Origin of the sequence: Protofrankia sp. Cj5, from assembly GCF_917627405.1 — a bacterium.
Taxonomy (GTDB): Bacteria; Actinomycetota; Actinomycetes; order Frankiales; family Frankiaceae; genus Protofrankia.
Genome location: NZ_CAKJTO010000112.1, coordinates 2,439 through 14,963, shown reverse-complemented (window position 1 = coordinate 14,963; position 12,525 = coordinate 2,439). Strand labels below are relative to the sequence as shown.

The 12,525-nt window shown below is 70.3% G+C and carries 9 protein-coding genes and 1 pseudogene; 7 read left to right on the top strand and 3 right to left on the bottom strand.

The annotated features are described in order from the left end of the window. Window positions 1-148 precede the first annotated feature (148 nt). Entirely contained in the window at window positions 149-1,393 is a 1,245-nt protein-coding gene (locus MJ777_RS19175) for an IS110 family transposase (RefSeq protein WP_239377342.1), read from the bottom strand. 475 nt (window positions 1,394-1,868) lie between these two features. On the opposite strand from MJ777_RS19175, the pseudogene MJ777_RS19170 reads away from it, so the two are divergent. Then, window positions 1,869-2,157, top strand: a pseudogene (locus MJ777_RS19170) (transposase); the annotation flags it as partial. 115 nt (window positions 2,158-2,272) lie between these two features. On the opposite strand, the gene MJ777_RS19165 reads toward MJ777_RS19170, so the two are convergent. Then, the gene (locus MJ777_RS19165) at window positions 2,273-3,358 is read right to left on the bottom strand and encodes an aromatic ring-hydroxylating dioxygenase subunit alpha (RefSeq protein WP_239377341.1); all 1,086 of its coding nucleotides are present in this window, start codon (window positions 3,356-3,358) and stop codon (window positions 2,273-2,275) included. A 541-nt stretch (window positions 3,359-3,899) separates the two neighbouring features. Between MJ777_RS19165 and MJ777_RS19160 the strand changes: the two genes are divergently transcribed. The 6 genes from MJ777_RS19160 to uraH all read left to right on the top strand — a co-directional run bounded on the left by MJ777_RS19160 (window position 3,900) and on the right by uraH (window position 11,277). Continuing rightward, complete coding sequence (locus MJ777_RS19160) at window positions 3,900-4,880, top strand: xanthine dehydrogenase family protein subunit M (protein WP_239377340.1); 981 nt, start codon at window positions 3,900-3,902, stop codon at window positions 4,878-4,880. Next, window positions 4,877-5,431 (top strand): (2Fe-2S)-binding protein, encoded by a 555-nt coding sequence (locus MJ777_RS19155; protein ID WP_370651740.1) that lies wholly within the window; start codon window positions 4,877-4,879, stop codon window positions 5,429-5,431. Before MJ777_RS19160 ends, MJ777_RS19155 begins: the two co-directional genes overlap by 4 nt. Window positions 5,432-5,452: 21 nt before the next feature. Beyond that, on the top strand, window positions 5,453-7,846 hold the full coding sequence (pucD, locus tag MJ777_RS19150) for a xanthine dehydrogenase subunit D (protein ID WP_239377339.1): 2,394 nt from the start codon (window positions 5,453-5,455) through the stop codon (window positions 7,844-7,846). Next, window positions 7,843-9,219: an allantoinase AllB gene (gene allB / locus MJ777_RS19145; protein WP_239377338.1), complete on the top strand. Its 1,377-nt coding sequence runs from the start codon at window positions 7,843-7,845 to the stop codon at window positions 9,217-9,219. Before pucD ends, allB begins: the two co-directional genes overlap by 4 nt. A 144-nt stretch (window positions 9,220-9,363) precedes the next feature. After that, window positions 9,364-10,914 (top strand): allantoicase, encoded by a 1,551-nt coding sequence (locus MJ777_RS19140; protein WP_239308653.1) that lies wholly within the window; start codon window positions 9,364-9,366, stop codon window positions 10,912-10,914. Between the two features lie 36 nt (window positions 10,915-10,950). Continuing rightward, a complete protein-coding gene (uraH, locus tag MJ777_RS19135) occupies window positions 10,951-11,277 on the top strand; it encodes a hydroxyisourate hydrolase (RefSeq protein ID WP_239308654.1) in 327 nt (108 codons plus the stop codon). 113 nt (window positions 11,278-11,390) lie between these two features. Here the strand turns inward: uraH and MJ777_RS19130 are convergent. Next, window positions 11,391-12,525 (bottom strand): HNH endonuclease signature motif containing protein (locus MJ777_RS19130; RefSeq protein WP_239377337.1); only part of this gene is annotated, 1,135 nt, incomplete at its 5' end.

The following is a 12,525-nucleotide window of genomic DNA, read 5'->3' as shown; positions in this document are numbered from 1 at the left end:
AAGTTAAGGCAGTTTTCGATCTTCATGCAGGTCTGAGGTGAGGATTCGGTTTCCACGCTGGGTCGTGAGCGGGCGTGCGTCATCGCGCCGGGTGCCGTGGCCCCGGCGTGAGGGATTTACCGGTTGCGGGAAGTAGCGATTCGACGGGTTATGCGGCGGGCTTTTCGGGTTCGACGGTGACTGTGAGTCCGAGTTTCTCCAGCTGTGCGACCAGTCGTTTCTGTTGAGCTTCGGTGCCACGGCGACGCTGTGCCCAGTCCGGTCCGAGTTCCCGGTAGGCAGTGCCGTCATGGACGATGTGCCAATAGGCGATGAGAATGTCGTGACGGATCGCGCCGACAGCCTTCTGGACGCCGCGGCGTCCCCGGACCTGTGCGTAGTGCGCGGCCAGATAGGTCTCCCGTGTCATGGCGGCGGCGTGCGCGGCCTCGGTCAGCGCGGTCCGCAGCCAGGTGGAGCCCTGCCGGCTTCGACCGGATTTCGAGGTCCCGGCGGAGGAGTGATTACCCGGGCAGATCCCTGCCCAGGACGCGAGGTGCCCCGCGGTCCGGAAACGGCCCATGTCCATCCCGGCCTCCGCGATCAGACACTCAGCTGTCCGCCGGCCCACCCCGGGTATCGTCATCACCTGCTCCACCAGGTCCGCGAAAGGGGCCAGCATCACCTTGATCCTGTGGCCGACTTCGGTGATCGCTTCGTTGCACAGGTCGATCTGTGCCAGCAGTTGGCGGACCAGCAGTTTCTGATGGTCCGCCAGCGGGCGGCCGGCCAGCGCCTCCCGTAACTGCGGGATCTTCACTCGGAGCCGGCGGCGGGCGAGGTCAGCCAGGACGTCGGGGTCCTCCTCACCGGCCAGCATCGCGTCGATCATCGCCCGGCCGGACGTACCCAGCAGCTCCGAGGCCACCGAGGTCAGCGTGATCCCACAATCCTGCATGATTTTCTCGAGGCGTTGGACTGCCCGGGTACGGTCCTCGACCGTGGTCCGCCGGTGCCGGGTCAGATCCCGTAGCGCCCGGATCGGTTTCGGGGGCACGAACGACGGCCGTACCAGGCCATGTTCCAACAATTGCGCGATCCATACCGCGTCACCGACATCGGTTTTCCGGCCCGGAACATTGTGCATGTGCTGCGCATTAAGCAGCCAGCACTCGAACGAGTTCTCCAACAAGTAAAAGACCGGTTTCCAATATACGCCAGTGGATTCCATGCCGACGAGTGACACCCGCTCACCGGTCAGCCAGTCAGCCAGCCGCGTAAGTCCCGCGCCCGTCGTCGCGAACGTCCGCACCTCGCTGCGCCGGGCGCCACCGCGCCCGGGTGCCCGCACCGCCGCCACCACCGTGTCCCGGTGCACATCCAGCCCGGCAACACGATCGATCAGCACATCCATAGATGACCGTCTTCTCCCGTCGACCCATGACCAGCACAGACCGCCCGGGGAGGGCCTGTCACCAAAGATTCTGAGGTACGCGCTCGCGGCAGCAGGACAGGATTCCTCAGGACCTCCGCGCCACACTGACCTACGGGCTCACAGCACCACAGAGCAACGACGTCGGACCGGACGGCCCCAACATCCTCATCAGGACAGGGTGCCGGCGCAAGCCGGCATGGTCACTGACCTGCGGTGACATCAGATGATCTTCGCTTAAGTTAGTGGTATTGATGCATAGGCTGTAATCGGCCATCGGCCGTGAGGCTAAACGGAACGGCGGAGACTCGCGATATTGAGCGGTCAGCGCGCGGAAATGCGCGGAAACGCTTGGACGAGCTACGCGACCGACTGAAAATCTTCAAGATTGCCGCGAGTCTCCGGCGCCATGACGCGGTCGTGGAACGTCTCGCGGGCGGCTATTCTCCACCGCGGGTTGGTGAGCATTTCCGAGCGTCCCGTCGAGGTGGAGGACCGTGCCGTGCCTGGCCGCTGGGAGGGTGATCTCATGATTGGGAAGGGTGGGAAGAGTCAGATCATGATCTTATTCGCCGTGGCAACGCGGCTCGAACGAGAACACCAACGGGCTACTCCGTCAGTATTTCCCGAAAGACGTTTTCCCGAAAGACATTGACCTTTCGATCAATGCTCAGCCCGAGATGGACGCCGTCGCAGCTTTGATCAAAGTGGTGCTATCTCATGAGCGTGATGCCCTGGCTCCCTGAAGTCGCCGTCCTCGACGCTGTGGCTGGAATCATCGGGCTGCCTTCCGGACAGCCCGATGACGGGGTCGGATACGCGACTCCAGGGTCTCGCGGGCCTGAGCATCGCGGTGTCGAGTCAGGGGCGGGAACCCGTGGGGGCGCGGCGGGCGTAACGCATGCCGGCCGCCGGCCTGGATGCCGCACCGCGTCGCGCGCGTTCGGCGAGCATGGTCAGCACACGTCGCAACGCGAGCCCGGCGGCGTCGGCGCGGATGCTGACCTCCTCGCCCCCGTCGTGCCTGTCGGGCATCAGCGGCAGACCGTCCAGCCTGAAGCGCTCCTGCAGGGCGATGTCCTCAGCCAGGATGGCCTGCTCGAAGCGAGCGGCGTCGGCGAGGCGCTCCTGGTCCCCGTTGAGATCGTCGCGCAGCAGGCGGGTGTAGACGCGGGTCGACCCGGTGTCCTCTGGCTGTAGGCAGAAGAAGATCGTGTTGGTGACGCCGGCGTCGGGATACTCGAGCACCAGGCGCAGCTGGAACGGCGGGCTGTACACATACGTTGACCGGCGGCGCTGGATCAGTGGCCGCAGACCGGCCGCGACACCCGGGTCCTCGGGGTTGGCGACGGTTTGGTTCAGGTGCACCCGGAATCCATTGCCGTCAGGAGTGACCTTGTACGGGGGGACAGTTGTCTCCTCGCCCGCGCCGATCGTGTCAGCGTGGACAAACGGGAGATGCGCGGTGTCGAGGAAGTTGTCGGCGAGCAGGCCGGCGCATGACGACGTCTGCACCACCTCCAGCCACACCGAGTCGAAGGCGTGGTCGTCGGCTTCCGGCAGGTCGATAATGTCCGCGAACGGCTCCTCGGGCGCAAGCCAGACCAGCCCGTGGCGTTCGGCGGCACCCCAGGCAGGGGTGGCGCGGGCCCGTTTGGGCGCGGGCACGCCCGGCCCGAGCGCGGGTACGGCCGCGCATTCCCCGGAGGCGACGAAACGCCAGCCGTGGTAGCCGCAGACAAGTTCGGGACCGTCCACACGGCCGGCCGAAAGCGGTGCCAGGCGATGCGGGCACCGGTCGGCGAAGGCAACCACGCGGTCGTCGAGCCGGGCTATCGCCCAGGGCTCACCGAGCAGGCGGATCGGTACTGGTTCGTCGCCGACCTCGGATGACAGGGCAACCGGATGCCAGCCGCGTCGAAGAGAGGGATCTGTGTTTGTCAGCAACTGCGGAACGTCAACCACCTCCAGGAGCAGGGGCCGTCGGATGACGGGCGCGGATGACAGGTCAGATTGCGTTCAGTGAAACGCATGCTTCGATTATGGCGAGTCAACCCTGTTGATGTTTTTACTGCACATCCCGTACGTGACGCAAGGTGACGGTGATGGAAATCTCAGGTGAGCTGGCATCAATGGACCCGAAGTGACGGTGGTCCCTTTTCGCGGAATTTTCAGCGGGTTGTGGGCGTGCCGGATATGGCCGCTGTGGGCAGGCGGCGTTCATTTCAGGTGAATAGATTGCCGGCCAGCCGCTGTCCGCTCGCATCCGCCCCGGTCGGGCACAAACACCGAAGATACATCCCGTCGCCGATGGTGAACATGCGCGTAACCTCGCGGCTCTATCGTCGGTGGGCATGTGGGTTGCGCGCGGCCGATCGTCATCCCTGTCACTCTCCCTGTCTCGTGGTCTCGCCGCCGCGCGGCGCCCCGAGGGCCGAAGATGGGTTGATCATGAATCGTCCGTGGGAAACCCGACCGGGTGTGTCACATGATTGTGGCAGTCCCTCATCAGGCCACCGATCAGGCCACTGATCAGAGCGCTGATCAGAGCACTGACCCCGCACCGCCCCGGACGGCCCGCCTGCACCGGCCGCTGACCGTCGCCGAAGCCGTCGAGATCCTGGCCGACGGGGACGCGGAGATCCTCGCTGGCGGCACTGACCTGGTACCCGCGCTGCGTGCCCGCCAGCGGGAGCCACGCCGGCTTGTCGCCCTGCGCCGGGTCCTGGAACTGCGCTCCCGGGGGGCCAGCGCAAATATGTTGATCATTGGTGCCGGTGTCACCTACCACGATCTGACCGGCTGGTCGCTGTCGCCGGGGCTGGCGGCAATGGCACGGGTGGTCGGCTCCCCGCAGATCCGCAACACGGGCACGGTGGGTGGAGCGCTGGGGACAGCCAACCCGCGGGGGGACCTGTTGACCTTTCTCTCCGCGGTCGGCACCGAAATAGTGATCAACAGCGCGCGCGGGGCGCGGACCGTGGATGTCGCATCGTTCCTGGCAACCGGACTGGCCCCGACTGAGCTGGTCACAGCCGTTCGGCTACCCCGGCCGTGCGGGCCCCAGGTCTACCTGAAGATCGGTTCCAGGCAGGCCGCGTCGGCGGCGTTGGTCTCCTGCGCGCTGGTCGTCGACCGCGTGCACGAACGGGTGACCTGCGCGATTGGCGGGATCGCACACCAGCCGACGCGGCCGGCCGCCGCTGAGGAGTTCGTCCGGCAAGGGGTCGACTGGTCGACCGGGACGATCCCCGCGGATGTCGTGGCCGGGTTCGGCGAGCTCGTGGCCGAGGCCGCTGGGGCCGTGCCCGATCCGCTCCCGGATGACGTCGGCGTCTCGGCGGCGTACCGCCGGCACGCGGCCGGGGTGCTCGCGGCCCGCGCGGTCGGCCGCTGTCTGCCGGCCGCGGCGCCGGGCGCAATACCGGGCAGTGCGGGACCGGGCAGCGCCGGGCGGTTCCGGTCATGAACAACGACGGGTGTGCCCGCGGCGACATCGCCGGGGGCGGTGACGGTGACGCGGCGGCGCTGGCTGGTTGCGGAACCGGTCGACGGGTGTCCTATCAGCTGTACATCGACGGGGGTATGCGGCTGGTGGCCGACGCCTGGCTGGCGGAGTCCCTCCTGGGTGTGCTGCGCGACCACCTTGGCGTGATGTCGGTCAAGGACGCCTGCGAACAGGGCCGATGCGGATCATGCTCGGTACTCATGGACGGCCGGCTGGTGGCAAGTTGCACAGTGCTCGCGGCGGATGCCGCGGGCGCCGTGGTCACGACTGTTGCCGGGCTGGGTGCGGGTGGCCCGGCCCGAGCGGTGCGGGCCGCCTTCCTCGCCCACGGGGCGGTCCAGTGCGGCTTTTGCACACCAGGGTTCGTCGTCGCCGTGACCGATCTGCTGGCCCGGCGGCCCGACGCGGACGAGGACGAGATCCGTGAGGCATTGGCGGGCAACATCTGCCGGTGTACCGGATACGGACGGATCATGGCGGCCATCCGGTCCATCCAGGACACTCGCCGGTGACCGATGACAGGCGGTGGGCTGATGGCGGACTCACGTTCATCCGGTGATCAGGAGTTTACCGATCACGCGGCGGCCGGTCAGGGCATCGGTAGATCGGTGCCCCGCCCGGATGGCGCAGACAAGATCGACGGGACGTTCCCGTACGCTGGCGATCTCTTCCTGCCGGGCATGCTGCACGCCCGGACGCTGCGCAGCCCGCACCCCCGCGCCCGGATCCGCCGTATCGACACCGCCGCGGCCCGGCGTCTTCCGGGCGTGGCGGCGGTGGTGACCGCCGGGGACGTGCCCGGCCGGGCCACCTACGGCCTGATCGTCGCGGACCAGCCGGTGTTCGCCCGTGACGTTGTGCGCTACCAGGGCGAACCAGTTGCCGCGGTCGCGGCGCGTGACGCCCGCGCCGCTGTCCGGGCGCTCGCCGCCATCGACGTCGACTACGAACCGCTGCCCGCGGTGACAGATCCTGAGCGGATCGTGTCCGTTGGCGGCGAGGCCGATCCGCTGCACCCTGACGGCAATATTTTTCGCGAGATCCATCTGCGGCACGGTGACCCGGCGGCCCACGGCACGGTCCAGGTCAGCGACTCCTATGTGGTGGGCATGCAGGACCAGGCCTTCCTCGGCTGCGAGGCCGCGCTGGTGGTGCCGACGGCGGACGGCGGTATCGACATGCGGGTGGCCACGCAGTGGCTGCACTCCGATCGGGAGCAGATCGCGGCGTGCCTGGGTATTCCCGAGGATCGGGTGCGGCTCACCCTCGCCGGGGTTGGCGGAGCGTTCGGCGGCCGGGAGGACATCACCCTGCAGATCCACGGCGCGTTGCTGGCGCGGGTCACCGGGCAGCCGCTGCGGATCCGCTACGACCGGGTCGAGTCGTTCCTCGGCCATCCGCACCGGCATCCGGCTCGCCTGTGGTTCCGCCACACCGCGTCCCGCCGCGGGCAGCTCGTCAGCGTCCACGCGCGGGTGGTCCTCGATGGCGGAGCGTACGCGTCATCGTCCCCGGCGGTGCTGGCCAACGCGGTGACGCACGCGTCAGGGCCCTACCGGGTCCCCCATACCGTGGTGGACGGGTGGGTGGTGCGGACGAACAACCCACCGTGCGGAGCCATGCGCGGCTTCGGGGTTCCCCAGGTCGCCTTCGGGCACGAGGCGCAGATGGACCGGCTCGCGGACGCGCTCGGCATGGATCCGGTGGAACTGCGCCGCCGCAACGTGCTCGAGCCTGGCGATGTGCTGCCCACGGGCCAGCTCGTTGCTGATCCGTTGCCGTTGCGGGAGGCGATCGCGACAGTCGCGGCTCGTCCGCTGCCAGCTCCGGTGTCGGACCGTACGCCGGTGACATCCCTGCCGGGCGGGCGGCTGGCCGCGGCCGACCCGGGCCGGGTCCGCCGCGGTGTCGGCTACGCGCTGGCCTACAAGAACCTGCTGTTCTCCGAGGGCTTCGACGACTTCTCAACCGCCCGGGTACGCCTGGAGCTCGGGCCGGACGGCACACCGCGGGCCGTCGTGCACAGCGCGTGCGCGGAGGTCGGCCAGGGCTTCGTGACGATCGCCGGGCAGATCGTGCGGACCGAACTCGGGGTGGACCAGGTGCTACTCGCCCCGGCGGACACCGCCATCGGCAGTGCCGGGCCGACCAGCGCGTCCCGCCAGACGTGGATGAGCGGTGGCGCTGTGCGTGCCGCCGCGGTCACGGTGGCCGAGCGGCTGCTGGGCCGGGCGGCCGGGCGGCTCGGCCTGCCCCCCGAGGTGGTCGCCGAGCCGAGGCGGCTGCTGGCACTCGCCGACGGCGAGATCGTCGCCAGCGAGGCCGGAACGCGGCTGCCTCTTGCCGACCTGCTCGCGGACGGGCCGGTCGAGGCGGTGGAGGTCTTCCGCCACCGGCGTACCCAGCCGCTGGGCCCGGACGGCCAGGGCGACGTACATGTCGCCTTCGCCGTGGCGGCGCACCGCGCGGTCGTCGACGTCGACGTGGACCTGGGACTCGTGCGGGTGGTATCGATGGCGCTCGCCCAGGACGTTGGCATGGTGCTCAACCCGATGGCGCTACGCGGGCAGGCGGAGGGCGGTACCGCCCAGGGGCTCGGCCTCGCGCTCATGGAGGAGCTCGTGGTTGACGGCGGGGTGGTGCGCAACCCCACGTTTCATGATTACGTCCTGCCCACCATCGCCGATGTCCCGGCGCTGGACTTCGTGGCGTTGACGCACGCGCAGCCCGGGGCGCCCTACGGCGTCAAGGGGGTGGGGGAGGCGGCGACCTGTTCGGCGACCCCGGCAGTGGTGGCGGCGGTCCGTGCCGCGATCGGGCGTGACCTGCGCCGGGTGCCGATCCGGCCGCAGGACCTGGTGCTGCTGCCGGGCCAGGCCCACCCGGCGGATCTCGTCCGCCCGGATGCCGGCGGCGGCGGCGGATGACCATCCCCCCGGCCGGGCTCCCCGGGCTTCCCGAGTTTCCCGAACGTCCCGAGATACTGTGTTCGTCGCGGGTTGTGACTCCCGACGGAGTCGGCCCGGCCGCCGTCCACCTCGCCGGCGGCCGGATCACCGCGGTCACCCGGCCCGAGGCCGTCCGGGCCAGACCCGGCGTCACCGATCTTGGAGACCTCGCCCTGCTGCCCGGGGCCGTGGACACCCACGTCCACGTCAACGAACCCGGGCGCACCGAGTGGGAGGGGTTCGCCAGCGCCACGCGGGCCGCAGCCGCTGGCGGCGTCACCACGATCGTGGACATGCCGCTGAACGCCATCCCGCCGACGACGTCGGTCGCGGCACTCGCGGTGAAGCGGGCCGCGGCGGCCGGGCGGATAGCGGTCGACGTCGGCTTCTGGGGCGGGATCGTCGGCGCTGACGTGCGGGACCGCACCGAGATCGCGGCCCTGCACGACGCCGGGGTGTTCGGCTTCAAGGCGTTCCTCGCGCCGTCGGGGGTGGCGGAGTTCCCGCATGTGCCCATGGAGATCCTCGCCGTCGCGGTGGCTCGTGCCGCCCGGCTCGACGCGTTGACCGTCGTCCATGCCGAGTCACCGTCGGTCCTGGCCGTGGCGCCACCGGTGGCGGGCCGGGCGTTCGCGAGCTGGTTGGCCTCGCGCCCGCCGGCCGCGGAGACCGAGGCGGTGGCCGGGCTCGCCGCGCTGTCGGCCGCGAGCGGGGCCCGCCTGCACGTCCTGCACCTGTCCGCGGCGGCGGCTCTGGATGACGTGCTCGCCGCCCGCGACGCCGGGCTCGCGCTGACGGCGGAGACCTGCCCGCATTATCTGGCGTTCACCGCCGAGGAGATCCCCGATGGCGCGACTCTGTACAAGTGCGCGCCGCCGATCCGGGGGGAGCGCAACCGGGAGGCGCTGTGGCAGGGCCTCGCCGCGGGCCTGTTCGCCGGGGTGGTGACCGACCACTCACCCGCCACGCCACAGCGTAGGGCGATCACGTCAGGCGACTTCGCGCAGGCGTGGGGCGGGATCGCGTCGGTGCAGCTCGGCCTCGCCGCGGTGTGGACCCAGGCTCGCCGCCGCGGTCATGACCTGGCCGATCTGGCCCGCTGGATGTGCACCGGACCAGCCGATCTCGTCGGCCTGGGGCACAAGGGCCGGATCGTCCCGGGCGCGGACGCCGACCTCGTCGTGATCGACCCGGACAGGTCCTTTGTCGTCGATCCCGCGAAGCTGGCCCATCGCCATCCGCTCACCCCCTACGCTGGGCGGACGCTGCACGGCGTGGTGCGTGCAACCTACCTGCGCGGTGAACGTGCCGACGGCGACCGGCCGCCGCGCGGCCGCCTGCTGTCGAGATGAGCCCGATGGCGTGCCCCACATCGCGCACCCGCGTTCCGCACCCCCGCGTTCCGCACACCCATCCCGAATATCGGCGGCCCGCGCACCCGGCGGCGGACCCGACCCGCAGGAGAAGCGGACCCGACCCGCAGGAGAAGAGGAGCAGTGAGCGACGCACCCGATCTTACGAACCTTGTCGACCTTGCCGCCGCCAGGTTCGGCGGATCGGTGGTGGTTGTCAACGACGAGTTCTTCGCACTCGCCGAACGGATGCTGCTGCCCGAGCCGCCGACCGCCCGGCCGGGCGTCTTCACCGAGCGGGGCGCGTGGACGGACGGCTGGGAGACCCGCCGCCGCCGTGAGCCGTACGGCGCGGACTGGGCGATCGTCCGGCTCGGCGCGCCCGGTGTGGTCCGAGCGGTGACCGTCGACACCACCCATTTCACCGGGAACGCACCGGAGTCGGTCGAGCTGCACGGTGCCACGCTGGGCGGTTACCCCTCCGCGGCCGAGGTCGCCGAGGCATCGGTCAGCTGGGTGCCGCTGGTGCGCCGGACACCGGTCCGATCGGACGCGGTCAATGTTCTGCCGGTCGAACGGGCTGGCCACACCCGTGTCACCCACGTACGGCTCACCATCCACCCGGACGGCGGGGTGGCGCGGCTCCGCGTGCACGGAACAGTGATCGCGGACCCCCGTCTGCTGGACCGGGTCACCTCCGACCTGGCCGCGGCGTACCTCGGCGGGGTGGTAGTGGCGTGCAGCGACATGCATTACGGCGACCGGCACAACCTCAACGCGTCCGGAGACGCGCGGGTGATGGGGGAGGGCTGGGAGACCCGCCGCCGGCGGGGAATGGGCCACGACTGGGCCGTCGTCCGGCTCGCCACCACAGGCCAGATGATCAGGGCGGAAGTCGACACCCGCCACTTCCACGGCAACGCGCCCCGGGCCGTGGCGCTGTGGGCCGCGTCCGCCCCGGAGCTGTTCCAGAGCGACGACATCTCCTCGATCACCGAGTGGCAGCCGCTGCTGCCACAGGTGCGGGTGCAGCCGAACACGCAGCACCTGTTCGACCTGGAGGTGCCGGTGGAGGCCACCCATGTCCGGGTGGACGCCATCCCCGACGGGGGGCTGGCCCGGCTGCGCCTCATCGGGACCCCGACTCCGGCGGGCCGCCAGGAGCTGGCCATGCGCTGGTTCAACGCGCTGTCCCCAGGGGCGCTCCATGCCGAGCTGCTGGGTTGCTGCGGCTCGGAGGAGTGGGCGGCCGCGGTCACCGACAGCCGGCCGTACCCGACCCTCGAGGCGCTCCTCAACGCGGCCCGCGATCACTGGCAGCGGCTCACCGAGGCCGACTGGCTGGAGGCGTTCACCGCGCACCCACGCATCGGTGAACGCGGTGCCCTGCTGCCGGCGCCGACCACGTCCAGCCGGGCCGTGGTGGCTGGCCTGGACGCCCCCCGCCGGGAGCAGGCCGCGGTGGACAACGCCAGCCTCGACCTGAAGGCGGCCCTGGTCGCGGGCAACCAGGAGTATGAGGATCGCTTCGGCTACATCTTCCTGGTGCGTGCGGCGGGACGCAGCGCCGAGGAGATCCTGGGCCTGCTGCGTGAGCGGTTGGGCAACGACCCGGCTACCGAGCTACAGGTCGCCGCCGGCCAGCAGGCCGAGATCACCGCGTTGCGGCTACAACGGCTGATCAGCGGTTCGTAACCGTCCGGTTGCCCCGTGCCCGGGCATGATGCCTGGGTGACCCTCTCCACGCATGTGATCGACACCGCCGCCGGAGCCCCGGCCGACGGGGTGCCAGTTGGACTGGAACGGATGATTGTCGGCTTCGACGGCGACGCCCGCGGGTGGCGGCTGGTCACATCCGCGGTGACCGACGAGGACGGGCGGGTGCGGGATCTCTCGCTGGACGGGCCGGGTGCGTGGCGGCTGGTGTTCGACACCGCGTCCCGCTCGACGTTTTTCCCGGAGGTCGTGATCACTTTTGTTGTCACCGATCCGGCACGGCATCACCACGTGCCACTGCTGCTCTCACCCTTCGGCTTCTCCAGCTACCGCGGCAGCTGAGCGCCGGCCGGAGAAGCTGAGCGCCGGGCGCGGAGATTTTTCGCCACCGTAGGCACCCGGGGCGTGCGTCCAGCAGCCTTATGCCCCAGGGGTCGCAAATTGCGCCTATTCTGTTACGATTTGCTGCCGAGAGTGTCCATGAATGGATCTTCTCCGGGGCCGTCCCGTTTCCCGTGGCCGCCCCACGTGTCGTGGATCGTGCGGCGGAAGGGGTTGCGCCGGGGGGTCCGAGCCGGGTCGATCCATCCCGGTGGGATCCATTCGGGGATGCCGTCGCCACCGAACTGGATCTCCCAGTCGCTATGATGTGACAGGCGGTGATGCCGGCCGCATACCAGTGTGAGGTTGTCCAGGGCGGTACGACCCCCCTGCGACCATTCGATCACGTGGTGGGCTTCGCACCAGCCCGACGGCCGGTCACAGCCCGGGAAGGAACAACAGCGGTCCCGGACGGCCAGCGCCCGGCGCAGGCCGGGGGGCACGATCCGCTGGCTGCGACCCACATCCAACGGCACCCCGGCAGGGCCGAGCAGAACCCGGGTGATCTCAGCGTCGCAGCGCAGCCGGGCCAGGACCGCAGCGGGTAACGGAAGGCCCCAGCTGGTCTGCGCGGGCGCCGCGCCGGGTTCACCGAGAAACGCGGACAGCGGCGCCAGCACAGCGATGTGAGGGCGTTGCCCGCCCTGGGTGGGCAGGGTTCCGGTGTCCAACGCCCGAGCGATCAGCTCGACCAGCGCGTCGGCACGGCGGCGCGCCGCCGACCGGGTGTCCCGCGGCTCGGCAGCACCCGCGCCGCCCACACTGCCATCGCCGATGGTGCCGATGGTGGCCGCACCGTCGTCGTCGGCACCGCTCGTGCCGCTGGTGGGCCGGGGGGCCGCGAGCGGGTCGAGTGCCGCCCGCAGCATCGCGGCGGCCTCGGCATCCAGCGTGCCGCGGATCCGGGTGGTGCCCGCCCCGGTATCGGTCAGCCACAGCTCCCGCACGTCGGCCGGATCCTTCTCCTGACCCGGCTCCGGCTCCGGGTCCTGATCGGCCAGCTGGGTGATCAGGAACGCGCCCAGCCGGGCCAGTTCCGCCGGGTCGAACACCTCGGCCTGGGCGAGCAGGAACGCCTCCGCCTCCCCGACCATCGCCGCCGGGGCACCCGCGGGTAGCCCGCGGATCGTTCGCACGATCGCCCACGCCTGCTCCGCGGAGATGCTCCCAGCGCGCAGGGCCTGCCCGGTCGCGGCCTGTGGCCCGTCC

Coding starts and splice junctions, on each gene's coding strand:
- MJ777_RS19175 (WP_239377342.1), bottom strand. CDS start 1,393: ATGGATGTGCTGATCGATCGTGTTGCCGGGCTGGATGTGCACCGGGAC.
- MJ777_RS19160 (WP_239377340.1), top strand. CDS start 3,900: ATGATTGTGGCAGTCCCTCATCAGGCCACCGATCAGGCCACTGATCAG.
- MJ777_RS19155 (WP_370651740.1), top strand. CDS start 4,877: ATGAACAACGACGGGTGTGCCCGCGGCGACATCGCCGGGGGCGGTGAC.
- pucD (WP_239377339.1), top strand. CDS start 5,453: ATGGCGGACTCACGTTCATCCGGTGATCAGGAGTTTACCGATCACGCG.
- allB (WP_239377338.1), top strand. CDS start 7,843: ATGACCATCCCCCCGGCCGGGCTCCCCGGGCTTCCCGAGTTTCCCGAA.